This window comes from Bacillus sp. EU52 (genome assembly GCF_037964975.1).
GTDB lineage: Bacteria > Bacillota > Bacilli > Bacillales > Bacillaceae > Bacillus > Bacillus subtilis.
Window position 1 is genome coordinate 3,369,015 of sequence record NZ_CP150177.1, and the last position, 23,889, is coordinate 3,392,903.

The following is a 23,889-nucleotide window of genomic DNA, read 5'->3' on the forward strand; positions in this document are numbered from 1 at the left end:
CTCGTGCATAAATTACCGGGAAAAAATCGTTCTGTAAGGCAGAACCGATGAATCAACCGGCATAAGCAAATAACTGTAAAGAAAATAACAAACAACGATAGCGATATAGATAAGGGCGTTCGATTTTTCATCAAATATCCTGACAAAATAAGGGACTAAGATCATTTGATACAGACCGAAATAAATATTGAATCTGGCAAAAATCACGTCCTTTGTGGCCAAAAGGCCGAACAAAAAACCAAGAAGGCACAAATTGACGACAATATCGATTTGCGGCCACAGACTCCGCAATCGTTCTTTATAGCAAAATGCAAGGAACAGCGGCAGAACCAACACAGCGATTTTGATCACATTCATTCCATTTGTGTTCGTCATGAGCCATTTTTCATAATGGCTGTATGAGCTGTTTTCAAGTACAACGACAAACACAGAAATAAATTTTTGATATAAAAATGTCATGCCGAGAAATAAAGCGGATAGGCCGAATATCGCCGGTGACCAGGCTTTTCTTCTGACAATAAAGTACACCGGAATCATAATCAGCGCCGACGAATGAAAGAGCGAGCTGACCAGCACAATCAGGAAATATCGCTTCCAGTTCCCGCTGATGATATAACGGATCGCCCAAAACAAAGCAGCTGCGACCATGTATTGCCTGATGCCGTTAAAAGACGCGTAGTAATGAAAGGTTCCCAAAAACAAAAAGACACTCAGCTCAAACGGCCTGCCATAGTCGGCGAGTGTCTTCATAATAAAGCTGTAGGTCACGACCGCCACCGTAAAATACATGATTTGAGGATCTTCCGTGATGAAATTCATCAGCCAAAGGAGTGCGGTAAACCCCGGATCGGTCGCTGTTTTCGCTGTGCCGAAACCGAATATCTGCCACACATTTTGATAATCGCCCGCCAATTCGTACAGCAGCGTGTACGTCTGAAAATCCGTGCCGACTCGATAGCGGAGACCTGACACGAGCACAAGTGAAGCGAGCGGAATCCAGATCAAAAGCTTATTCGGCCGATACCCCGTGGCAAGCGAATCGTCACGGCCGCCGCACATTTTAGCGAACCAAGACCAAATAAATACAATCCCCATATTGACGGCATATACAATCATCGGTTATGGTCCTTTTCCGTGCTGATGTTGTATACATTCAGCAGCGCTCCTACATTTTGCTGTGCATCGTAGCCAAGTTGAGCGAGTGTTTCTTTGATGAACTCACGCTTCGGCCTGCCTGCGGCGGCCGCCCTTGCAATGGTTTCAGCCCAGACGCTGATCGGCTCAGAAAGACTTAATCTTGTGACAAGCCCGAGACCGGCGTCGACTTTTTCTGTAATGCTGCCTGAAATGATGCATGGAAGCCCCGACGCCTGCGCTTCCACAAGCACAACCGGCAAGCCTTCGTACAGAGACGGCATGACAAACACATCAAATGTGCGCATCAATTCATGGATCCGTTCTTCAGTGCCTAAAAAGAGAACATCTGATAGCAGATTCTGCCGGCGCGCCTCCTCCTCTATCTCCCCGCGCAACGGCCCGTCTCCCGCCAGAACGAGCTGAAAGCGAACGCCTCTTTCCTTGAGATGTGCGGCAAGCTTCAGCAGGAACGCGTGGTTTTTCACTTCATGAAACCGGGCCACATGGCCAATGATGAGCCGGTCGGCTGCAATGCCGCGTGCTGCTTTTTCTTCATCAGCCGCCTGCCCATTTGGGGCGAACAACTCAAGGTCAATCCCGTTAGGAAGAAGGTGAACACGCTCCCGCTCCATATTGGACTGTCCAAATAAAAACCTGCCCGCATCCTCTCCGCAGGCACACAGCGCTGTCGCATTTGCCAAAATGAGCCGCCTGAACACGAGCAGCTGCAATCGATCCTTCCAGTTGAAGCCGGTCTTCCAAGACGTATTGTGGGAGTGGCATACCCTGACCGGCACTCCGGCTAGCCTTGCCGCAAGGGCGATAAAACCCGTTTGGAAATCCGTGTGCGCATGAACGGCGCTGAACGGCCCATTTTCTTTTATCGCGTTTCTCACATTCCTCACAAATGTAAGGGGATTGCTTTGCCCAATGCTCGGGACATAAAAAAGCCGCCCGCCTAAAGATAAAATCTCTTCATCATAAGCGCACGGATCATTTCGATACGTTAAAAAATCAAATTGCACTTTGCTTTTGTCCATCTTCCGATATAAATTCATTACCATGGTTTCCGCGCCGCCCCTGTTCATGCCGCTGAGAACATGGAGCACGCGCTTTTGGCTGCTATTCATGCTTGACAAGCCCTTCCTTTTGGTTCATCACTCTTTTTTTATGGTAGCGATTCATCACAGCTGCAGGCATAAAGGCGCGAATTAACGGTTTTGCGATATATATGTAATCAGATAAAGGAAGCTTCAAGCGTCTGCACGCCTGATAGACAAGGATGGCATTGTCAATTGAATACGTAAATGACCGCCGTTTGAATGCATCGCTGTCTTCCCTCACTTTATACAAGGCTTCCTGAAGATTATAGCCCCTGAAGCCCTCTTCAAAAAAGCGAAGCCACAAATCAATATCTTCCATTCGTCTCGTCCGCCGCACCGACCGGTAGCCTTTCAGCGTGCGGTAGGCACTCGCCCTCATCATAATCGTGCCGTGGCAAAATGGAGTCCCTTTTGCCATGATGCCCGGCTCCGGAACAGAAGGCAGAATGCGGGTGCCTCTTACGCCAAATTCATCAAACACAAGCATGCCGGTGCCAACCACCTGATAGTGTCGGTGCTTTTCTAAAAACGCGACCTGCTTTTCCAGACGGCGCGGAAACGAAAGGTCATCTCCATCCTGACGTGCGATATAATCGCCTGTCGCATGCGAAAGACAATGATTTAATGATGCGGCAAGCCGCTTATTTGTTTTGTTTTGAATCAGTTTGATGCGGTCGCTGTAATGAGCGGCATACTGCTTCGCGATACGGAGCGTGCCGTCTGTTGACGCATCATCGCACAAAATCAGCTCCCAATTTTTATAGGATTGGCTGAGTATGGATTCTATGCTTTCTGCCAAAGTGCGTTCGCAATTATAAATGCCCATAATGACAGAAACTTTCGGTCCTGAGTTCATACGCTTTTCTCCTTTGTATCCATATCCATGTACGCGGAATAAATATCTGCCATTTCTTCCACCGTTCGCGCCTCCGAGAAGCGCAAGGCTGTTTTTCGGCCTTCCTGTCCCAGCTTTCGGCAGAGCTCCGGCTTATGGTAAAGCTGTTCAATCCGGCGGGCAAAAGCAGCACTGTCACCGATTTTGATCAGAAAACCGTTTTCTCCGTCGCGGATGATTTCCCGATGCCCGCGATTATCTGTGGCGATCGCCGGTTGTTCTGCCGCCATTCCCTCAAGCACATTCATACCGAGGCCTTCTCTAATGCTGGATGCGACAGATACATCCGCAAGCTGAATCAACTCATGTATGTCGCTGCAAAAGCCGTAAAAACAGACATGGGCGGAGGCACCAAGCTTTTCAGCTAACGTTTGATACGTATGTTCCATTGCCCCTTCCCCGGCAAACACAAGGCGGAGTGAGGGAATTTTTTCTTTTAGCAAGGCTGCGGCTTCAATTAACTGCTTCTGGTTTTTGTTCAGATTGAGCTCAGCCGGATAAACCAATATAAAATCATCTTCACGGAACCCGTGCTTTTCTCTGAGTCTTTGCTGCTCTATCGGACTGACAGGCCGGAAACGCTCGGTATTGACGCCAATGCCGTGAATTTTCTGCGTCCTTCCGCCCGGCCTTTGAAGTCCTTTCGCCCGTATGTAATCCTCTTCATTAATCGTAATCAGGCAGTCTGTATATGCTGAAAGCCATTTCTCAACCGGATAGTAAAGAAGCCAATTTTTCATCGGTGCCCCTTTGCAGAAGTGAAATCCGTGCGCTGTGTACAGCACCTTTGTTCCGTGCCGCCGTGCCTGCCTCGCCGCCAGTCTGGCGAGAACGCCGCCGACCGGTGTATGGCAATGGACAATGTCGTATTCATAGGTGTCAATCACTTTCTTCAGCTGCCTATAAACGGCCAGGTTCTGAGGGTCAAAAGGTGACCTGCGAATCGGGATGGAGAATTTCTCATCCACATACGGCAGCTTGGTTTGTCCGTTCGCGGCGACATGAACCTCCCAGCCCATTTGCTTGAACCATTTAAAATAAGGGAGGTGAAAGGCCTTAAAATGATAATCAACAGTCGCGCAAAACAATATCTTTTTCGTCATTTTCACTCCCCCTAATGAACGCTGGCAGCCGTCATTTCTTCTGATGTATTGATTGCCGCAAACAGCCTCGCTCTCAGGTCGGCTTCCGGCAGCTCATGAAAATCCTCGATAAAGCGCATCAGCACCGGCCAATCGCCGTCCACCGCTTTACCGATGTGAATTTTTGGAAAGATTTGTTCAGCATGGACTTCATTTTTGTTCAGCAATTCTTCATACATTTTTTCGCCCGGACGAATGCCTGTGAATTCTATTGGAACCTGCTCAGTCGTGTAGCCGGACAAATGAATGAGGTTTTTGGCAAGATCCACAATCTTTACGGGCTCTCCCATATCGAGAACGAAAATTTGACGCCCTTTCGCCAGTGCCCCAGCCTGAATCACAAGCCTTGATGCCTCGGGAATCGTCATGAAATAGCGAGTCATTGCCGGATGTGTTACTGTCACTGGGCCGCCTTTTTCAATCTGTTTTTTGAAAATTGGAATGACGCTGCCGCGGCTCCCGAGTACATTGCCGAAGCGAACAGCGACAAATTTGGTTCTGCTGACTTTCCCAAGATTCATAATAATCATCTCTGCGAATCGTTTTGTCGCCCCCATTACATTGGCTGGGTTCACCGCTTTATCCGATGAAATCAGCACGAATGTCTCTGTTCCCGACATATCGGCTGCTTCCGCGACATTTTTTGTTCCGATAATATTGTTTTTGACCGCCTCTTCAGGATTGTGTTCCATTAAAGGCACATGCTTATGGGCAGCTGCATGATAGACAACATGCGGTTCGTATTTTTTCATCAAGGTAAACATTTTATCGCGGTCCTGCACATCAGCGATTTCCGTATGGAACACAATGTGTTTGCCGAATCGTCCGTTCAGCTCTGTATAAATCGAATGAATGCTGTTTTCCCCATGGCCGAGCAGAATAATTTCCTTAGGCTGAAACGCGCTGATCTGACGGCAGATTTCCGAGCCGATGGATCCGCCCGCTCCCGTGACGAGAACTGTTTTTCCTTTGATGCGGTTCGAAATTTCGCTAGTGTCGAGGGTTACCGGCTTTCTGCCGAGCAAGTCCTCAGCTTTTACATCTCTGATTTGTCCGGCAGTTCGTGTGCCAAGCAGCATTTCATCAAAATGAGGCATAATTTTAATGCTTACTCCGGTTCGCACACATTCTTTATATAACACCTGAAGCTCATGGGTGCGGAGTGAAGGAATGGCAATAATAATATAATTAATTTTGAGCTTTTGCACCGCAGGCATGATACTTTCTTTTCCGCCGATTACGGGCAGCCCCATAATTTCTAATTTATGCTTCGTTTGGTCGTCATCAATAAAAGCGACAGGTATGATATCAGGTTCATCTTTCGAAAGCAGCTGCCTGACCATCAGAGTCCCACCTGAGCCCGCCCCGATAATCAGCGCGCGGGACGAGGCGCAGCGTTTTTTCCTGATGCTTTCGTTTAATACTCTGGATAAAATACGGGTCCCTCCAATAGACAAAAGCTGAAGCACCCAGCACGCGGTTAACAGACGGAAGAACATCGTGTGATACACAGCATACTGAATGACGCCGGTCACAGCGGCTGAAAGCGTAATGCCCTTAAGCAGGACAATCAGCTCGCCAAGCCCGGTGTATGTCCACACCTGTTTATACTGATTGAACAGGAAAGCACACACATGATAGCTGAGGAGCAAGCTGACAGCGGTAAGCAGTAATGCTCCGGAGTCATAAAATTGATAGGAATCTTTTAAAAATTGATATCCTGCAATAACTGAATTTAAAACGAGGTAAGTATCCAGCGCAATAATCATTGACAGTCTTCTCCGGTAACTCAACCTTTTCCCCCCTAATTCTTTTATCGGTTTAGCTGCGGCGGTTTTCGTCTCTCCAAAAAATCGGCAGCAGCTAAACCGACAATACGTCCTATGTATATATGAGATAAGTGGGCATTTAACCCATCCTCACGCCCCGCCAGCGACGACCAGCATCTAAGGCAGCAACTTCAGCTGCCCACAGCAGAGCCGAGTGCCTCCATTGATACAGGTCAGGAGACATCACCTTTACAAAAACTAGTAGGAATAGTGTTCCGATTTTTTCATTTTCTTTTTGTTTAAAAGAGCGCCTAACAGCTTCGCATTGGATTGTTCCAGTGCATCTTTTGCTTTCAGAACGGTATCGGTTTTTGTTTTTCCGCTTAAAACGACGAGCACGCTGCCGTCTGTCTGATTTGCTAGAATCTGAGCATCTGCAACAGCCAAAAGAGGAGGGGAATCAAAGATGACGAGGCTGAATTGTTCATAGATCTCAGATATTAAATCTCCCATTGCTTTTGAAGACAACAGTTCTGCCGGGTTTGGCGGGGTCGGCCCGCTTGTCAGTACATATAAGTTATCGATCGGCGTCTTTTGCACCGTCTCACTGAGTGAAGCATTGCCGACCAGCACATTTGTCAGCCCGGTTACATTATCAACCTGAAACGTCTGATTGATGGTCGGCTTTCTTAAATCGGCATCCACCAGCAGTACTTTCTTTTCCTGCTGCTGCGCAAAGACAGCCGCAAGATTCGCTGCACTGAACGATTTACCTTCACCAGGCACAGAGGAGGTGACGAGGATAGATCGCAAGCTGGTCTGGACAGATGAGAACTCAATGTTTGTCCGAATGGTGCGATATTGTTCCGCAACAACTGATTTATTGTGTAAAACAGATATTTGAGCCAAACCTCGCCTTGCTTTCTTTTTTCTAAAGATCACTCGCTTCACTCCCCGAAATGTTTTATCCCGCGATTCCGCCCTTTGTGGACATCAGGAACGGAGCCTAAGCATGGCAATCCGGTTCTCTCGCTGAGCTGCCGTGCGCTTTTGCATGTATCATCGAGAAAATGCAGAAAAAATGCCAGTGTAATGCCGCCCATGACAGCAGCGCCAAAAGCCATGACCATATTTCGCAGCCTGGCCGGCTTGATCATCGGGCTTTCCGAAGCCTTCGCCTCTGATAATATATGTACGCCTTGTACATTCATTCTTTCATCTACTTCTTTTTCAAACTTGTTCACTAACGTGTTCGCAATCTCAGCCGCTTTCGCCGGATCGTGATCCTGAACGGCAACGTTAATGATTTCTGATTCATTTTCACTGCTGGTAACCACTTTTCCTTTCAGCGAGAAAGCCGATTCAGATAGGTGCAATTCCGCCTTAACTTCTTCCATCAAGGCAGTGCTTTTCATAATCGATTGGAACGTGCTGCTATACTGAAGATTTCGCTGGATGTCACTGAGATTCGAGTTTTCTTCACCGTCTGATTCATGAACCAGCACCTGTGTCGACGCCTGGTAGGTCGGTGAAATGACCTTAAATTGCACAAAACCCATAATAAGGGTGACGCCGATTGTGATGAGCAGAATCAGCACGAATCTGTGTCTGACAATCGCATATAATTCTTTGAAACTCATATTCTCATTCATGTATTCATAGCCTTCAGCCTTCCCGCGGCTGGCTTCCCGCGCCCCTTTCTGTTAATGATTGGATTATAAAAGAAAACGTTATTATTTAAAAATTGCAAAATAAGCCAATAAGTTCTCTTTAGAGAACAAAATCATGATTTTCCTCTAATTTACTGCACTTCCCTTATTATTTTAAATTTTATAAAGAACGAAAAATTCCTTATAATGAACGAAATAACGACAGGAATAGAGGAGAATTTCATATTATGATTGGAAGAATTATCCGTTTGTACCGTAAAAGAAAAGGCTATTCTATTAATCAACTGGCTGTTGAGTCAGGCGTATCCAAATCCTATTTAAGCAAGATTGAAAGAGGCGTTCACACGAATCCGTCCGTTCAATTTTTAAAAAAAGTTTCTGCCACACTGGAAGTTGAATTAACAGAATTATTTGACGCAGAAACAATGATGTATGAAAAAATCAGCGGCGGTGAAGAAGAATGGCGCGTACATTTAGTGCAAGCCGTACAAGCCGGGATGGAAAAGGAAGAATTGTTCACTTTTACGAACAGACTAAAGAAAGAACAGCCCGAAACTGCCTCTTACCGCAACCGCAAACTGACGGAATCCAATATAGAAGAATGGAAAGCGCTGATGGCGGAAGCAAGAGAAATCGGCTTGACTGTCCATGAAGTCAAATCCTTTTTAAAAACAATGGGAAGATGATGATCGGTTAAGGGCTAACGTTCGCATCTATAGGGTAAATCTGTTTATAATGGGGGAAAAAGGGAGAGAACATAATGACTCATCAAATAGTAACGACTCAATACGGCAAAGTAAAAGGCACAACGGAAAAACGGCGTACATAAGTGGAAAGGCATCCCCTATGCCAAGCCGCCTGTCGGACAATGGCGTTTTAAAGCACCTGAGCCGCCTGAAGTGTGGGAAGATGTCCTTGATGCCACAGCGTACGGCCCTATTTGCCCGCAGCCGTCTGATTTGCTCTCACTGTCGTATACAGAGCTGCCCCGCCAGTCCGAGGATTGCTTGTATGTCAATGTATTTGCGCCTGACACTCCAAGTCAAAATCTTCCTGTCATGGTGTGGATTCACGGAGGCGCTTTTTATCTTGGAGCGGGCAGTGAGCCATTGTATGACGGATCAAAACTTGCGGCACAGGGAGAAGTCATTGTCGTTACATTGAACTATCGGCTGGGGCCGTTTGGCTTTTTGCACTTGTCTTCGTTTGATGAGGCGTATTCCGATAACCTTGGGCTTTTAGACCAAGCCGCCGCACTGAAATGGGTGCGGGAGAATATTTCAGCGTTTGGCGGTGATCCCGATAACGTAACAGTATTTGGAGAATCCGCCGGCGGGATGAGCATTGCCGCGCTTCTCGCTATGCCTGCGGCAAAAGGCCTGTTCCAGAAAGCAATCATGGAAAGCGGCGCTTCTCGAACGATGACGAAAGAACAAGCGGCGAGCACCTCGGCAGCCTTTTTACAGGTCCTTGGGATTAACGAGGGCCAACTGGATAAATTGCATACGGTTTCTGCGGAAGATTTGCTAAAAGCGGCTGATCAGCTTCGGATTGCAGAAAAAGAAAATATCTTTCAGCTGTTCTTCCAGCCCGCCCTTGATCCGAAAACGCTGCCTGAAGAACCAGAAAAAGCGATCGCAGAAGGGGCTGCTTCCGGCATTCCGCTATTGATTGGAACAACCCGTGATGAAGGATATTTATTTTTCACCCCGGATTCAGACGTTCATTCTCAGGAAACGCTTGATGCAGCACTCGAGTATTTACTAGGGAAGCCGCTGGCAGAGAAAGCTGCCGATTTGTATCCGCGTTCTCTGGAAAGCCAAATTCATATGATGACTGATTTATTATTTTGGCGCCCTGCCGTCGCCTATGCATCCGCACAGTCTCATTACGCCCCTGTCTGGATGTACCGGTTCGATTGGCACCCGGAGAAGCCGCCGTACAATAAAGCGTTTCACGCATTAGAGCTTCCTTTTGTCTTTGGAAATCTGGACGGATTGGAACGAATGGCAAAAGCGGAGATTACGGATGAGGTGAAACAGCTTTCTCACACGATACAATCCGCGTGGATCACGTTCGCTAAAACAGGAAACCCAAGCACCGAAGCTGTGAATTGGCCGGCGTATCATGAAGAAACGAGAGAGACGGTGATTTTAGACTCAGAGATTACGATCGAAAACGATCCCGAATCTGAAAAAAGGCAGAAGCTATTCCCTTCAAAAGGAGAATAAATATGGAGAAAACAGGATACATTGGTGCTGCCATTGTTGTGGCAGCTTGTATCATTATTTTGTCGGCCGTGGTATGTTTACGGGACACAGTCTATTACCAGCCTATGCGCTGGACTGGCATCATACTGTTTTTCGCGGGAATTGTGATGGTTCCCGCATACTCAGCAAAAAGAAAACCCGGAAAAGAGAAGTAATTCTCTTTTCTGGGTTTTTATGTTTATTATAATCTTCCCGCGCGAATATCGTCTGTCATTCCCTCATAAGGAGCCTTCGAAATCACTTCTTCGTTGTCGACTCCTTCATTTTTCAGAAATGTAATTTCCGCAAATTCAGGTACAACGTATTTTGGATACGTTTCATATTTTTCGCGGGATTCTTTCATCAAATCAATGTGGTCATTTTGGTAGCAAACCGTAATTTCAGGATATTCATGCACCCATTTCGGGAAGAAAATAATGCCATGCATGCGTTTTTCATTTGGCATAAAGTTTAATGAAACATCCGTGCCAGTCGGCTCTGTCCAAGACACTTTATATACGCCTTCTGTCAGTTTGACAATATTCACTTCCTGATCCCGAACCCAGCGTCCGGCAACCATTCCGCTATGAATTCTATAATCAATTGTATGGTCGTTTTTAATATAAATCTCGTATTCCCATCCGTTTTCATACGTATAAATCATGTGGCTTCCGATAAAGTTTTCCATCTTACACACTCTCCTTAGTCTTTTACTGTACTTCATAAATGTCTAGTCGAACGTAATCAGGGGTTCTTTCTGCGGAACCGATAAACAAGCGGTCATGGAGCCATTGATAGACTTCACTGCCTGTTTCAAACGTCGGTACCGTACGAAAATAAACATGCTCCGGTTCAATAATTTCCCCGGCTGCCGCTTGTTTTCGAAACGGCTCGCTGACTTGCCGTATTCCATTGTTTTCAATGTAAATCAGTTCATGATCTGCTGTTTCAATCACATACCTGGCAGATAAATCTGTTCTGCCGTTAGCGCGAATCATTTGTGAATCGGCACCGCCCGGCAAAATACGTCCCTTTACTTCCCCGGTTATTGTTCCCGAACGAATCGGAATGAATCGTCTCAGTCCCAGGCCTGTCTCACCAATCGTGATAGGCGGATCAACCTTGATTTCTAAAGAGGCGAATGGTTTTAAAACCGGCTTCTTCACGAGAACCACCTCACCTTCAGAAAAAATCATGTAACTATTTACATGTTTAATTTAACACTATTGCAGTTAACTGTCAAACAATAGGAACATAAAAAAACAAGGACTGTTTGAAGACAGTCCTTGTCTGAAGCTAGCTTTGATAAGCAAGATATGTGCTGACAGTGCTTTTGGCAAGACAGGCAGAGGAATCTATAATCGGAATCTCACTTTGAATATGATCTAACACCGCATTTAAATCCGTGCAGGCTGAAACGATGATGTCTGCATTCTGACTGATTTCTTCATATAGCGTCTGCCACAATACTTGTGTATGCTGCATATGATTTGGCTGTTTGATTGCGGCGATAAGCTGGTTCACAGACTGCTGCCAATGGTCCTTGTGAACAACTTCTTGTCCATTTTCCTTCAGAACTTTTTGGTAGATGGCGGATTGGATGGTTGGCTCTGTTCCTAAAACCACCGCTTTTTTTGCAGGATGCGGAATCTCTTTTATCGTTTCTTCAACGATATGCAACATAGGAACCGACAATGCCTGCTGAATCTCTTCATAGTAGACATGCGCCGTATTACAAGGCAGCGCAATGAAATCCACGCCTGTTTTCTCGAGCTTTACCGCTCCGTCGATAATCGCTTTTTTCATCTCGTCATGGTCAATTGGACGATCTGCATAGAAGGGCGTCGGGCATGAATAGATCATCATGTGCGGATAGTCAATATCGTTTGAAGCCCCATACAGCTTCTGACAGTAATCAATCACCTTATCAATAAACGGCGAGGTCGATTTCGGCCCCATTCCGGCTAATATTCCGATCATCAAATTCATTCCTTTCTAATTCGTACGGACCGCTTCTTCTTCTGAGCCATCCTCATAGAGGATAAAGCTTTTCGCAGCATCCCCGCCTAACATAAACTCGACTTCAACAGACAATGCTCGCAGAAAAAAACGCGTTTCCGAGGAAGGGAATAACTCCAGTCTCAGCTGTCCGGTGATCTCCAAATAAAGCCGTTCATTCTCGGCTGTCACCTGTGCAGCCGTTCCATCCTGCAACAGGTAGCTGCCAACATAGCGGCTGTATATCGCCGTATCAATTGCTTTTTTCTTTTTATCAGCAGGACGTTCCGGGACCTCATATGGCTGGCCAAATAGAATATGTTCCGCCGCCTTCAGAATCGCTTGTTCATATTCAGTATCCTCTTCCTTATTACTCAAATAGATCAGTGTTTTACGATGATCGATATATCGGATCATCAACGTCGAATAGCCGGGCCATCCTCCGCTGTGGCTGACAATCCGCCCTTTTTCAGGACTATTTTGCAGTACCCAGCCAAAGCCATAATCAATTGTTTCTCCATTGTTGAGGCGCACTGGGGAAAACGCAGATTCCTTAGAAGCCTTGCTGATGAAATCGTCCTGATATAAAGCCTGATCAAATCGAAACAAATCGCTTGTGACAGAGTTCACCGTCCCATCTCCCTGTATGCCATCGAGATACACAACATAGTTCGTTTCCTCCAGCTCATCAGGGAGGACGTATGTTTCGGAATGTACATCATACACATATCCATATGCATAATGATCAATTCGCTCAGGCGAAAGCCTCCTGTTATACACTCTTGTTTCATTCATGCCTGCCGGTAAAAAAATACTTGTTTTCATAAAATCCGCATAGCTCATGCCAGATGCTTTTTCAATGATAACCGCCAGCAGCACATACCCCGTATTGCTGTACATCCAGCCTTCATTCGGTTCAAAATAACCAGATAGCCCCTCATTCATCAGCATATCGACAATATCCTGATTCACCGCAATCTTGTGTGAATCCCAATTGGCAAAAAACCATCCCATATAATCAGGAAGCCCTGACGTATGGTTCAATAAATGCCGAATCGTTACGCCCTGATACGGAAAACCGGGCAGCCAGCGATCCACTTTATCCTCATAGCCAAGAATCCCCTTCTCCTCCAGCAAGATGATTCCCAATGCTGTAAAAGGCTTTGACAAAGACGCTAACTCAAACAAAGAGTTGGTTTTCAACGGGCGTTTTTCCGTCATTTCCGCATAGCCAAAAGAGTGGTGATATAAAATATCACCACCCTCCGCAGCCAGAACCGTCCCGTTAAACTGATGTTTTTCGCCTAATGTCTCAAATAACGTCTGAAGATGCTTTCTTTTATTCTGCTTCATTCCTCCACCTCCCATATCTCTGTACGTTACTAACCTACTAATGTTTCAAATATTTCGAAAAATACTTCAGTTAGAGATCCTTTTTAAAACATCACATATACCTGTCTTTCACTATTATTTAGTGAAATGAGATATTATGATATTTTCTGAATTATGATTAAAAAGGCAACTTTATGCCCATGCAACAGAAGCTATAAAAAATACAGAGAATGAAAAGAAACAGATAGATTTTTTAGTTCTTTAGGCCCGTAGACCGCAAATCCTTTTATGATTTTCTATCAAACAAAAGAGGAAAATAGACCAGTTGCAATCCAAACGAGAGTCTAATAGAATGAGGTCGAAAAGTAAATCGAGCGGGTTTGTTACTGATAAAGCAGGCAAGACCTAAAATGTGTAAAGGGCAAAGTGTATACTTTGGCGTCACCCCTTACATATTTTAGGTCTTTTTTTATTGTGCGTAACTAACTTGCCATCTTCAAACAGGAGGGCTGGAAGAAGCAGACCGCTAACACAGTACATAAAAAAGGAGACATGAACGATGAACATCAAAAAGTTTGCAAAACAAGCAACAGTATTAACCTTTACTACCGCACTGCTGGCAGGAGGCGCAACTCAAGCGTTTGCGAAAGAAACGAACCAAAAGCCATATAAGGAAACATACGGCATTTCCCATATTACACGCCATGATATGCTGCAAATCCCTGAACAGCAAAAAAATGAAAAATATCAAGTTCCTGAATTCGATTCGTCCACAATTAAAAATATCTCTTCTGCAAAAGGCCTGGACGTTTGGGACAGCTGGCCATTACAAAACGCTGACGGCACTGTCGCAAACTATCACGGCTACCACATCGTCTTTGCATTAGCCGGAGATCCTAAAAATGCGGATGACACATCGATTTACATGTTCTATCAAAAAGTCGGCGAAACTTCTATTGACAGCTGGAAAAACGCTGGCCGCGTCTTTAAAGACAGCGACAAATTCGATGCAAATGATTCTATCCTAAAAGACCAAACGCAAGAATGGTCAGGTTCAGCCACATTTACATCTGACGGAAAAATCCGTTTATTCTACACTGATTTCTCCGGTAAACATTACGGCAAACAAACACTGACAACTGCACAAGTTAACGTATCAGCATCAGACAGCTCTCTGAACATCAACGGTGTAGAGGATTATAAATCAATCTTTGACGGTGACGGCAAAACGTATCAAAATGTACAGCAGTTCATCGATGAAGGCAACTACAGCTCAGGCGACAACCATACGCTGAGAGATCCTCACTACGTAGAAGATAAAGGCCACAAATACTTAGTATTTGAAGCAAACACTGGAACTGAAGATGGCTACCAAGGCGAAGAATCTTTATTTAACAAAGCATACTATGGCAAAAGCACATCATTCTTCCGTCAAGAAAGTCAAAAGCTTCTGCAAAGTGATAAAAAACGCACTGCTGAATTAGCTAACGGCGCTCTCGGTATGATTGAGCTAAACGATGATTACACACTGAAAAAAGTGATGAAACCGCTGATTGCATCTAACACAGTAACAGATGAAATTGAACGCGCGAACGTCTTTAAAATGAACGGCAAATGGTACCTGTTCACTGACTCCCGCGGGTCAAAAATGACGATTGACGGCATCACGTCTAACGATATTTACATGCTTGGCTATGTTTCTAATTCTTTAACTGGCCCATACAAGCCGCTGAACAAAACTGGCCTTGTGTTAAAAATGGATCTTGATCCTAACGATGTAACCTTTACTTACTCACACTTCGCTGTACCTCAAGCGAAAGGAAACAATGTCGTGATTACAAGCTATATGACAAACAGAGGATTCTACGCAGACAAACAATCAACGTTTGCGCCAAGCTTCCTGCTGAACATCAAAGGCAAGAAAACATCTGTTGTCAAAGACAGCATCCTTGAACAAGGACAATTAACAGTTAACAAATAAAAACGCAAAAGAAAATGCCGATATCCTATTGGCATTTTCTTTTATTTCTTATCAACATAAAGGTGAATCCCATATGAACTATATAAAAGCAGGCAAATGGCTAACCGTATTCCTAACCTTTTTAGGAATATTGCTGTTTATCGACTTATTTCCAAAAGAAGAACATGACCAAAAAACAAAATCAAAACAGAAGCCGGACTACCGGGCGGCATATCATTTTACGACGCCGGATAAATGGAAAAATGACCCTCAAAAACCGATCTATTTTGATGGCAAGTATCATTATTTCTATCTATATAACCGGGATTACCCAAAAGGCAACGGCACAGAATGGCGCCATGCCGTCTCAGAGGATTTGGTGCACTGGACCGATGAAGGCGTGGCGATTCCGAAATATACAAACCCGGACGGTGACATTTGGACCGGTTCCGTCGTGGTTGATAAAGAGAACACAGCCGGCTTTGGGAAAAATGCGCTTGTCGCGATTGTGACACAGCCCTCAGCCAAAGACAAAAAACAGGAACAATATTTGTGGTACAGCACAGATAAGGGAAAATCATTCAAATTCTACAGTGGCAACCCCGTTATGCCTAATCCGGGTACAGACGATTTCAGAGATCCGAAAGTCATATGGGATGACCAGGATAACAAATGGGTCATGGTCATGGCTGAAGGATCAAAAATCGGCTTTTATGAATCCGATAATCTTAAGGACTGGCATTACACAAGCGGATTCTTCCCAGAACAGGCGGGAATGGTGGAATGTCCCGACCTCTACATGATGCGGGCAAGCGACGGAACGAATAAGTGGGTTCTCGGTGCCAGCGCGAATGGCAAACCGTGGGGCAAACCAAATACGTACGCCTACTGGACCGGAAGCTTCGACGGAAAAGAATTCAAAGCGGATCAGACTGAAGCCCAATGGCTTGACTATGGCTTCGACTGGTATGGCGGTGTGACGTTCGAAGACAGCAAAAGCACAGATCCATTAGAAAAGCGGTATGCGCTTGCCTGGATGAACAATTGGGATTATGCCAACAACACCCCGACAATGAAGAACGGCTTTAACGGCACAGATTCTGTCATACGCGAACTCCGGCTGAAGGAGCAGGATGGAACATACAGCCTCGTCTCACAGCCGATTGAAGCTTTGGAGCAGCTGACTGTTTCAACTGACGAAATAGAGGATCAGGATGTGAACGGATCAAAAACATTGTCGATAACAGGTGATACGTACCAGCTTGATACGGATCTTTCTTGGTCAGAGCTAAAGAATGCAGGCGTCAGGCTCAGAGAATCAGAAGACCAAAAACGCCATATTGATGTCGGTATTTTCGCTGAAGGCGGCTATGCTTATGTCAATAGAGCAGCCACAAATCAGCCTGACAAAAGCAATACCTATGTCGAAAGCAAAGCTCCTTATGATGTAAACAAACGTAAGGTGCATTTGAAAATACTTGTCGATAAAACAACGATAGAAGTATTTGTTGGCGACGGGAAAACCGTTTTTTCAAATGAAGTCTTCCCAAAGCCTGAAGATAAAGGAATTACCCTTTATTCTGACGGCGGCACAGCCTCCTTCAAAAATATAACAGTGAAACACTTTGATTCGATTCATGAATAAAAACAGGGGCGGCGCAGGCTGCCCCTGTTTTTTTATTAGGAGCGGTATTCTCTGTTACATATTGGGCATTGTAAGGAATATAAGGCTGGTTTCAAAGGAGGAAGCGAATGTCTAAACAAGGAAATTTTCAAAAATCAATGTCGCTGTTTGATCTGATTTTGATTGGGATGGGAGCCATCTTTGGATCAGCGTGGCTGTTCGCTGTCAGTAATGTCGCTTCAAAAGCAGGGCCCTCCGGCGCTTTTTCCTGGATCCTCGGAGGAGCCATTATTTTGTTAATCGGGCTTGTATATGCGGAGCTCGGAGCCGCTCTGCCCCGTACCGGAGGCATCATTCGATACCCCGTTTATTCACATGGCCACCTTGTCGGCTACTTAATTTCGTTTGTCACGATTGTCGCTTATACAAGCTTGATTTCAATTGAAGTGACAGCTGTGCGCCAGTATGTGGCCTATTGGTTTCCCGGCCTGACCATTAAAGGATCTGATTCGCCGACCATTTCCGGCTGGATCTTGCAGTTTGCCCTATTATGCTTGTTTTTCCTGCTGAATTATTGGAGCGTCAAAACCTTCGCTAAGGCGAATTTCATCATATCGATTTTTAAATATATTGTGCCGATTACCATCATTATTGTGCTGATCTTTCATTTTCAGCCGGAGAATTTATCCGTTCAAGGATTTGCACCGTTTGGATTTACAGGTATTCAGGCTGCCATCTCGACAGGCGGCGTCATGTTTGCGTATCTCGGCCTGCATCCGATTGTATCTGTAGCAGGTGAAGTCCAAAATCCAAAACGCAATATCCCGATCGCTTTAATTATTTGCATCATCGTTTCAACCATCATTTATACTGTTTTGCAGGTCACCTTTATTGGTGCAATCCCGACAGAAACACTGAAACATGGCTGGCCGGCAATTGGCCGGGAGTTCTCATTGCCGTTTAAGGATATTGCGGTCATGCTCGGGTTAGGCTGGCTTGCAACGCTTGTCATTTTAGACGCCATTCTGTCTCCCGGTGGAAACGGGAATATCTTTATGAATACGACATCCCGCCTTGTTTACGCCTGGGCGCGTAACGGCACATTATTTGGCATATTCTCAAAGGTCAATAAAGATACGGGGACACCCCGCGCTTCGCTTTGGCTTTCGTTTGCCCTGTCCATTTTCTGGACACTTCCCTTTCCTTCGTGGAACGCGCTCGTCAATGTCTGTTCAGTCGCGCTCATTCTTTCATATGCGATTGCACCCATTTCTTCAGCTGCGCTGAGGGTCAACGCGAAGGACTTAAACAGGCCGTTTTATTTAAAGGGAATGAGCATTATCGGGCCGCTTTCCTTTATATTTACAGCGTTTATCGTGTACTGGTCAGGATGGAAAACAGTCTCCTGGCTGCTCGGTTCACAACTCGTGATGTTTTTGATCTATCTCTGTTTCAGCAAATATACGCCTAAAGAAGATGTCAGCCTTGCTCAGCAGCTGAAATCAGCCTGGTGGCTTATCGGGTTTTATATTATGATGCTAATCTTTTCCTACATCGGTTCTTTCGGACATGGTTTAGGGATTATCAGCAATCCCGTCGACCTCATTTTAGTCGCGATCGGCTCACTTGCGATTTATTACTGGGCAAAGTATACCGGGCTCCCAAAAGCCGCCATTGATTATGATAAATAAAGAAGCAAGAGGTTTTCTTGCTTCTTTATTCTTTACAAACAAACATACACGCGATAAAATGAATGAGAGTCAGTCATTACTGGAGGTGTTCCTCATGCCAAAACAAACATCGGGTAAATACGAAAAAATTTTGCAGGCGGCCATAGAAGTCATTTCTGAAAAAGGCCTCGACAAAGCTTCTATTTCTGATATTGTCAAAAAGGCCGGCACTGCCCAAGGAACATTCTATTTGTATTTTTCATCTAAAAATGCCCTCATACCGGCCATTGCAGAAAATCTTCTCACCCATACACTTGATCAAATCAAAGGTAGGCTGCATGGGGACGAGGATTTTTGGACCGTTTTAGATATATTAATTGATGAGACATTTCTCATTACAGAACGCCATAAGGATATTATTGTCCTCTGTTATTCCGGGCTTGCGATCGACCACTCCATGGAAAAATGGGAGACGATCTATCAGCCTTATTATTCCTGGCTTGAAAAAATCATCAACAAGGCCATTGCAAACCATGAGGTAACGGAAGGAATCAATTCAAAATGGACGGCCAGAACGATTATCAACTTGGTCGAGAATACTGCAGAACGATTCTATATCGGATTTGAACAAGATGAAAATGTTGAAGTGTATAAAAAAGAAATCTTTACTTTCTTAAAACGGAGCTTAGGTACTGCTTAAAAAATGACTGGGTAACACCGCTCATTTTTTAATATTCTAAAAATGACTGACGTTCATTCATAAAAATAGAGAGGTGTTTCATTTGAATTGGGTTCTTGTTTTTATTGCAGGGCTTTTAGAAGTTGTTTGGGCCTCTTCCCTCAAACATGCCGATTCGCTTTTGGATTGGATCATCATTTTTATCTTAATCGCGGTCAGCTTTATCCTGTTGATCCGCTCTTATCAAAAAATCCCGATGGCCGCGGCGTACACTGTGTTTGTGGGAATCGGAACCGTCGGAACATATCTGACTGGAATTGTTCTGGGCGAATCCTTCTCAGCAGCCCAAATGTTCTTTTTAGCTTTATTGCTGGCTGGCATTTTAGGAATGAAATTATTTACGAAAGAAAGCGAATCTCAGCCGGGAGGTGAACAATAATGGCATGGTTTTTATTAGTGATTGCCGGCATAGAAGAAATTATAGCTGCCATTGCCATGAAATATATAGACGGAACAAGAAAAAAATGGCCAATCATTGTGATGACTGTTGGATTCGGCTTATCCTTTTACTGCCTTTCCCAAGCGATGATCGTCCTGCCTGCCGGAGTCGCATATGCCGTCTGGACTGGCATTGGAAGCATTGGTGTTTCGGCGGTCGGGCTCATCTGGTTTAAGGAGCGGTTTCAGCTTTCACAGGTGATTTCACTTTGCCTTATCCTAGCTGGCGTCATCGGCCTGCGTCTTACGTCATCTTCATAAAATCAAGGCATATACAGCTGTATATGCCTTTGCCATTAAGCTTCGTGATGTTTTTGAAGATGAAGCGGCGGTGGGATGAGCCAGCCTTTGTTTTTTAGCAGCCTTAAGTATTTTGCGCCGGTTGCCGCTTTCGACATATGAAATTGCCCAAACATCATGGCAATATCCTCACGAATCGATTGCCCCATCATTTTGCTGCATGTCACCAGACCTGCAGCATTTTCTGCTGCCGCGGAGGCCGCCACATCCGGATCGAGAAACCGTGCGCCAGGCGGAATGTCGTTAAGATCTGCTGTCGGCGGTTCAGGAGAAGCCGGCGGCAGCGCCACCCCGTTTTCTTTCAGGATCGTGCTGACCTGTTTGATTTCATCTTGGCATTTCTCAATAGACTCACGAAGCAGCTTCTTCAGGTCGTCATCACCGACATGATTCAATAGCATTTGGTAATTGCCGACCATTTTATTGCCCGCCATCACATAACTCCACAAGCCGAATACCTCACCGTAATGCATCGGTTCATCCTGCGGATTTCCGCTTAAAATACCCATGTTCATCCTCCTCCCATATTCAATATTGCACATTTCATAACGTGCCCAAGCGGAGGAACATTTATGTTTCAGCGGAAAAGATTTATGAAATGAAACAAAACAAAAAAGACAAGAGTGGCAAGTTGCCAAACCATTGTCTTTCCTGTTGTTTGATTGGACGCACTGAAGGGATTCGCACCCCGACAGACAAGATACCGGAAACCATTCAAGTGCTTTTTAGTATGAGTCATTGATTCTGTCTTTAATAAACTTTAACGAGATGGCGGGATGCTTTGCGGAAAACGAAATACATTTTCGGGGTCATATTTCGCCTTTATTTCTCGAAGCCGCGCAAAGTTTGCGCCATAATATTCTTTTCCGAAGTTTTCAATGTTTTGATCTGGAACATTAACATATGAACCTGCTACATATGGTTGCATCAGCTGACGCACTCTTTCAACTGATGCAAGATTTGAATCTTCTTGTGATTTATTTTTCCAACTAGCCGTCCATTCCGTATAAAATATTGGATGGCGCCAAAAAAAGGCAGTTTCGTCTTTAGGGACTCTGCTTATAGCACCACCCCAATTGATAAAAAAGAAATTGGCATCTGTTCCAGTAGCATCTTCCAAAAATTTTCTCATGATTGAAATGGGTTCGTCAGACCAAAAATCATGACCCCAAGCCGAGGAGAATTTAACACTCTGATCATTTCTGCCAGGGATGGGTTCGTCAGGGTCTAAGAAATCTATAGCATCTGGATAGTATAATGTTTTGATATCTGCTTCTGTTGGAGTTCCCGCATGTAATAAAGGTTTTAATAATCGAATCAATTCAGTTTTCGAACCGAGGAAAATTCCTTCTGCATGACACAAACCATTTATTTTGCTGTAAATTTCAAGGTAGCATCCTAATCGTTCATCTACAAACGGAGCCCATTTCTGCCAAGCTTTAAATACCGTTTCTAATTGTTCCCACGGCCAGATAATATTGAAGACGGTTGCAGTTTTAGGGGCACGATGAACTTTGAATGTATATTGGGTATTATATCCAAAGTTACCTCCTCCTCCGCCTCTAGAAGCCCATAGCAAATCCTCATTGTGAGATTGATCTGCATGAATAATCCTTCCTTTTGCATCTACCGTTTTCAGCGCGAGAAGGTTATCACTTATAAGGCCAATCGATCGTGAGAGTACACCAAATCCGCCGCCCATCGTAATTCCCCCGATTCCAACTGTTGGGCTATCTCCAAACGGAGCCATAAAACCGTCTCGAGCTAATCCCTTTACAAGCGGGCCAACGGGAATACCAGTTTGAACGGTTGCAATCGCGTTTTCTTCATCTAAGAAAACTTTATTCATGTCACTCACATCAATAACAATTCCTCCACTTACTACTGAAAGGTTCTTATCTAAAGCATGGCGACCGCTTCTGACACGTAAGGGCACTTTATTCTCACGAGCCCATTTAATGGCATTACTTACATCGTATGAATTTTGCGCAAAAACAAAGACAAGAGGATAGACATCCACATAAGGGTTCCAATTCTTAATAGCCTCTGTATAGCCGGGGTCTCCTTTGAAGATTACACGCCCTGTCAACTGTGTTGATCCCATATATTATTTCACTCCCAAAGAAATTCGATTCAGATACTAAAATATGCAGGAGCTGGATAATCGCATAGACAAATGATCTACGAACTATAAATATAATACGCTAAGGCCTTTTTCGTCGGTAAGGTCTGCTGAGAAAACATTTTTCAAACAATTTTGAGCAAACTTCCTGTCCAATCCTCCAACAAGCGTTTTTTCTTATCGTTTTTAGGAGCAGTGTCCAGTTTTTTTCGGAGTGAATATTCGTTTAGGCCAAAAGAAAAGAGAGATGAAGAAGTGTTTAGTACCAGAGGTATACATCCATACAACAGACTCTAGATCATCATATACTGAATGTATGTAGAAAGGAGACATCAGCTTTGGCAAAATATCGGATTATGACCTTTGACGGCGGCGGTACCTTAGGTGCTTTAAGTTTACAACTGTTAAACAGATTGGCTAGGCAAAACCCGAAATTAATTAGTCGAACCCATGTATTTTCGGGAAATTCAATCGGTTCATTTACTGCCCTTGCATTAGCAAGCGGAAGATCTCCGAGGGAAACACTTCAGTATTTTGAGGATGAAATCCTGCCGGCATTCAGCATTTCCCGGCCAGGCGGACCTGTTTTCAACCAACAATTACCCTATTCCGGTTTTATTAAAGCGGTAAGAAATTTTTTCCCAGCAGATCTTCAACTTATAGATTTAAGAAAACGAATTGTTGTCCCATCATTCAAATTATACTCTCAAAAACTGGATCGTTGGACTCCTGTCTTATTTCACAATTTTCCCGGCTCTCCCTATTTAAATGAGAAAGTAAGTGATGTCATACTGCGGAGCAGCGGTGCTCCCGCGACGCAACGGGCCTATCAAAACTATGTGGATGGGTATGTAGTAGCAACGAACCCTAGTACAGCCAGTATCGCGTTTGCAGTTGGTAAAGCCAATGTGCCATTGGATCAAATTGCGGTATTGTCCATCGGAACAGGTGAAGCCCCGACCCGGTTAAGAAGAGATACGAAGGGATGGGGAATGGTAAGTGCAGATAACATCCGCCCCGAAAATCTGAAGAACCTTCCTCCAAATTGGGGAGTTCTTTTGGACAGGTCGCCTAATGAACCTTTACTGCCATTTCTTCAGATGATTGCTGGCGGTAATGGGTACTATGAATCCATGGTCAGTGCGAATCTTCTGGGAGATCGTTTTTTCCGGTTAGATCCACGGATTCCGAACTTCTCCAAAACGGACCCTGCCGTCGTTCCCGCTGTCATTGAAATTGCGAACAAAACCAACTTACAGCCTGCAATTCAATTTATAGAGAAGAACTGGGGAAGCAAATAAATTTTTATTTTAAAACTATTCTCGCTTATCCAATTTTGTCCGAGAGAAGATTCTCAAAATAAATACAGGCAATGGGTAGAACCGGATTTTTTTAAAGGTTTGTTAATCACAAGCTAATAAGATGAATGAAAAAATCAATTCATACTTCTTCTTTTGAAAGTGAGGGTTCAAACTAAAGAATGTAATTGAAATGTTACTCTAAGGTATGCAATTCCCTTTTTCACACAAAAAAGACAAGAGCGGCAAATCGCCAAACCCTTGTCTTTCCTGTTGTTCTATTGGACGCGCTCGGAGGGATTCGAACCCCCGACAGACGTGGTACCGGAAACCACCGCTCTATCCAACTGAGCTACGAGCGCAGAATGACTGCGTTATGAGAACGTCAGCACAACTAATTATACGATAATTCCATTCAAATAACAACCCTCTATTTCGAGAGG

22 protein-coding genes, 1 tRNA gene and 1 pseudogene are annotated in these 23,889 nt (G+C 44.6%); 10 read left to right on the forward strand and 14 right to left on the reverse strand.

Going from position 1 to position 23,889, the window contains the following annotated elements:
• Positions 1-12: 12 nt before the first annotated feature.
• From epsG to NSU05_RS17355, 7 genes are all read right to left on the reverse strand, one after another.
• Entirely contained in the window at positions 13-1,116 is a 1,104-nt protein-coding gene (gene epsG / locus NSU05_RS17325) for a biofilm exopolysaccharide biosynthesis protein EpsG (RefSeq protein WP_015714749.1), read from the reverse strand.
• Positions 1,113-2,267 carry a glycosyltransferase family 1 protein gene (locus NSU05_RS17330; RefSeq protein ID WP_029725956.1) on the reverse strand — a complete coding sequence of 385 codons (1,155 nt, stop codon included), beginning with the start codon at positions 2,265-2,267 and terminating at the stop codon, positions 1,113-1,115. The genes epsG and NSU05_RS17330 overlap by 4 nt, the downstream gene beginning before the upstream one ends.
• Complete coding sequence (epsE, locus tag NSU05_RS17335) at positions 2,260-3,096, reverse strand: glycosyltransferase EpsE (protein ID WP_003228255.1); 837 nt, start codon at positions 3,094-3,096, stop codon at positions 2,260-2,262. The genes NSU05_RS17330 and epsE overlap by 8 nt, the downstream gene beginning before the upstream one ends.
• Positions 3,093-4,238, reverse strand: coding sequence for a glycosyltransferase family 4 protein (locus NSU05_RS17340; protein ID WP_003242735.1), 1,146 nt, complete (start codon positions 4,236-4,238; stop codon positions 3,093-3,095). Before NSU05_RS17340 ends, epsE begins: the two co-directional genes overlap by 4 nt.
• Positions 4,239-4,249: 11 nt before the next feature.
• Positions 4,250-6,070 carry a nucleoside-diphosphate sugar epimerase/dehydratase gene (locus tag NSU05_RS17345; protein WP_019712407.1) on the reverse strand — a complete coding sequence of 607 codons (1,821 nt, stop codon included), beginning with the start codon at positions 6,068-6,070 and terminating at the stop codon, positions 4,250-4,252.
• 234 nt (positions 6,071-6,304) lie between these two features.
• Positions 6,305-6,988 carry a protein tyrosine kinase EpsB gene (gene epsB / locus NSU05_RS17350; protein WP_021480653.1) on the reverse strand — a complete coding sequence of 228 codons (684 nt, stop codon included), beginning with the start codon at positions 6,986-6,988 and terminating at the stop codon, positions 6,305-6,307.
• Positions 6,989-6,993: 5 nt separating this feature from the next.
• A complete protein-coding gene (locus tag NSU05_RS17355; protein WP_038429674.1) occupies positions 6,994-7,698 on the reverse strand; it encodes a YveK family protein in 705 nt (234 codons plus the stop codon).
• A gap of 245 nt (positions 7,699-7,943) precedes the next feature.
• Between NSU05_RS17355 and slrR the strand changes: the two genes are divergently transcribed.
• The 3 genes and pseudogenes from slrR to NSU05_RS17370 all read left to right on the forward strand — a co-directional run bounded on the left by slrR (position 7,944) and on the right by NSU05_RS17370 (position 10,141).
• Positions 7,944-8,402 carry a transcriptional regulator SlrR gene (gene slrR / locus NSU05_RS17360; RefSeq protein WP_003228245.1) on the forward strand — a complete coding sequence of 153 codons (459 nt, stop codon included), beginning with the start codon at positions 7,944-7,946 and terminating at the stop codon, positions 8,400-8,402.
• A gap of 74 nt (positions 8,403-8,476) precedes the next feature.
• Positions 8,477-9,947 (forward strand): annotated as a pseudogene (pnbA, locus tag NSU05_RS17365) (para-nitrobenzyl esterase).
• Positions 9,948-9,949: 2 nt separating this feature from the next.
• On the forward strand, positions 9,950-10,141 hold the full coding sequence (locus NSU05_RS17370; RefSeq protein WP_038429676.1) for a hypothetical protein: 192 nt from the start codon (positions 9,950-9,952) through the stop codon (positions 10,139-10,141).
• A gap of 26 nt (positions 10,142-10,167) precedes the next feature.
• Here the strand turns inward: NSU05_RS17370 and padC are convergent, their stop codons facing one another.
• The 4 genes from padC to NSU05_RS17390 form a co-directional block, all read right to left on the reverse strand.
• Positions 10,168-10,653, reverse strand: a complete 486-nt coding sequence (gene padC / locus NSU05_RS17375; RefSeq protein ID WP_038429678.1) for a phenolic acid decarboxylase — start codon at positions 10,651-10,653, stop codon at positions 10,168-10,170.
• A gap of 22 nt (positions 10,654-10,675) precedes the next feature.
• A complete protein-coding gene (locus NSU05_RS17380) occupies positions 10,676-11,131 on the reverse strand; it encodes a DUF3237 domain-containing protein (RefSeq protein ID WP_038429680.1) in 456 nt (151 codons plus the stop codon).
• 130 nt (positions 11,132-11,261) lie between these two features.
• Positions 11,262-11,945, reverse strand: a complete 684-nt coding sequence (racX, locus tag NSU05_RS17385; protein WP_038429682.1) for a broad specificity amino-acid racemase RacX — start codon at positions 11,943-11,945, stop codon at positions 11,262-11,264.
• A gap of 15 nt (positions 11,946-11,960) precedes the next feature.
• Entirely contained in the window at positions 11,961-13,316 is a 1,356-nt protein-coding gene (locus NSU05_RS17390) for a serine hydrolase (RefSeq protein ID WP_038429683.1), read from the reverse strand.
• A 538-nt stretch (positions 13,317-13,854) separates the two neighbouring features.
• On the opposite strand from NSU05_RS17390, the gene sacB reads away from it, so the two are divergent.
• The 6 genes from sacB (at position 13,855) to NSU05_RS17420 (ending at position 19,987) form a co-directional block, all read left to right on the forward strand.
• On the forward strand, positions 13,855-15,276 hold the full coding sequence (gene sacB / locus NSU05_RS17395) for a levansucrase (RefSeq protein WP_001022105.1): 1,422 nt from the start codon (positions 13,855-13,857) through the stop codon (positions 15,274-15,276).
• Positions 15,277-15,349: 73 nt separating this feature from the next.
• The gene (gene levB / locus NSU05_RS17400) at positions 15,350-16,900 is read left to right on the forward strand and encodes a 2,6-beta-fructan 6-levanbiohydrolase (protein ID WP_003243729.1); all 1,551 of its coding nucleotides are present in this window, start codon (positions 15,350-15,352) and stop codon (positions 16,898-16,900) included.
• Positions 16,901-17,007: 107 nt separating this feature from the next.
• Positions 17,008-18,570 (forward strand): aspartate/proton symporter AspP, encoded by a 1,563-nt coding sequence (gene aspP / locus NSU05_RS17405; RefSeq protein WP_003228228.1) that lies wholly within the window; start codon positions 17,008-17,010, stop codon positions 18,568-18,570.
• 94 nt (positions 18,571-18,664) lie between these two features.
• On the forward strand, positions 18,665-19,249 hold the full coding sequence (locus tag NSU05_RS17410) for a TetR family transcriptional regulator (protein ID WP_003244443.1): 585 nt from the start codon (positions 18,665-18,667) through the stop codon (positions 19,247-19,249).
• 82 nt (positions 19,250-19,331) lie between these two features.
• Positions 19,332-19,667: an SMR family transporter gene (locus NSU05_RS17415; RefSeq protein ID WP_038429685.1), complete on the forward strand. Its 336-nt coding sequence runs from the start codon at positions 19,332-19,334 to the stop codon at positions 19,665-19,667.
• A complete protein-coding gene (locus tag NSU05_RS17420) occupies positions 19,667-19,987 on the forward strand; it encodes a QacE family quaternary ammonium compound efflux SMR transporter (protein ID WP_003228222.1) in 321 nt (106 codons plus the stop codon). Before NSU05_RS17415 ends, NSU05_RS17420 begins: the two co-directional genes overlap by 1 nt.
• A 35-nt stretch (positions 19,988-20,022) precedes the next feature.
• Here the strand turns inward: NSU05_RS17420 and NSU05_RS17425 are convergent, their stop codons facing one another.
• Both NSU05_RS17425 and NSU05_RS17430 read right to left on the reverse strand, forming a co-directional pair.
• Positions 20,023-20,535: a DUF3231 family protein gene (locus NSU05_RS17425; protein ID WP_003243249.1), complete on the reverse strand. Its 513-nt coding sequence runs from the start codon at positions 20,533-20,535 to the stop codon at positions 20,023-20,025.
• Positions 20,536-20,786: 251 nt separating this feature from the next.
• Complete coding sequence (locus tag NSU05_RS17430; RefSeq protein ID WP_029725961.1) at positions 20,787-22,130, reverse strand: FAD-binding oxidoreductase; 1,344 nt, start codon at positions 22,128-22,130, stop codon at positions 20,787-20,789.
• Positions 22,131-22,486: 356 nt separating this feature from the next.
• Here NSU05_RS17430 and cotR point away from each other — a divergent pair, with 356 nt between their 5' ends.
• Positions 22,487-23,449, forward strand: coding sequence for a sporulation hydrolase CotR (gene cotR / locus NSU05_RS17435; protein WP_029725962.1), 963 nt, complete (start codon positions 22,487-22,489; stop codon positions 23,447-23,449).
• A 283-nt stretch (positions 23,450-23,732) separates the two neighbouring features.
• Here cotR and NSU05_RS17440 read toward each other — a convergent pair.
• Positions 23,733-23,808, reverse strand: a tRNA-Arg gene (locus NSU05_RS17440).
• Between the last annotated feature and the right edge of the window lie 81 nt (positions 23,809-23,889).

Coding starts and splice junctions, on each gene's coding strand:
- epsG (WP_015714749.1), bottom strand. CDS start 1,116: ATGATTGTATATGCCGTCAATATGGGGATTGTATTTATTTGGTCTTGG.
- NSU05_RS17330 (WP_029725956.1), bottom strand. CDS start 2,267: ATGAATAGCAGCCAAAAGCGCGTGCTCCATGTTCTCAGCGGCATGAAC.
- epsE (WP_003228255.1), bottom strand. CDS start 3,096: ATGAACTCAGGACCGAAAGTTTCTGTCATTATGGGCATTTATAATTGC.
- NSU05_RS17340 (WP_003242735.1), bottom strand. CDS start 4,238: ATGACGAAAAAGATATTGTTTTGCGCGACTGTTGATTATCATTTTAAG.
- NSU05_RS17355 (WP_038429674.1), bottom strand. CDS start 7,698: ATGAATGAGAATATGAGTTTCAAAGAATTATATGCGATTGTCAGACAC.
- slrR (WP_003228245.1), top strand. CDS start 7,944: ATGATTGGAAGAATTATCCGTTTGTACCGTAAAAGAAAAGGCTATTCT.
- NSU05_RS17370 (WP_038429676.1), top strand. CDS start 9,950: ATGGAGAAAACAGGATACATTGGTGCTGCCATTGTTGTGGCAGCTTGT.
- padC (WP_038429678.1), bottom strand. CDS start 10,653: ATGGAAAACTTTATCGGAAGCCACATGATTTATACGTATGAAAACGGA.
- racX (WP_038429682.1), bottom strand. CDS start 11,945: ATGATCGGAATATTAGCCGGAATGGGGCCGAAATCGACCTCGCCGTTT.
- NSU05_RS17390 (WP_038429683.1), bottom strand. CDS start 13,316: ATGAAGCAGAATAAAAGAAAGCATCTTCAGACGTTATTTGAGACATTA.
- sacB (WP_001022105.1), top strand. CDS start 13,855: ATGAACATCAAAAAGTTTGCAAAACAAGCAACAGTATTAACCTTTACT.
- levB (WP_003243729.1), top strand. CDS start 15,350: ATGAACTATATAAAAGCAGGCAAATGGCTAACCGTATTCCTAACCTTT.
- aspP (WP_003228228.1), top strand. CDS start 17,008: ATGTCTAAACAAGGAAATTTTCAAAAATCAATGTCGCTGTTTGATCTG.
- NSU05_RS17410 (WP_003244443.1), top strand. CDS start 18,665: ATGCCAAAACAAACATCGGGTAAATACGAAAAAATTTTGCAGGCGGCC.
- NSU05_RS17420 (WP_003228222.1), top strand. CDS start 19,667: ATGGCATGGTTTTTATTAGTGATTGCCGGCATAGAAGAAATTATAGCT.
- NSU05_RS17425 (WP_003243249.1), bottom strand. CDS start 20,535: ATGGGTATTTTAAGCGGAAATCCGCAGGATGAACCGATGCATTACGGT.
- NSU05_RS17430 (WP_029725961.1), bottom strand. CDS start 22,130: ATGGGATCAACACAGTTGACAGGGCGTGTAATCTTCAAAGGAGACCCC.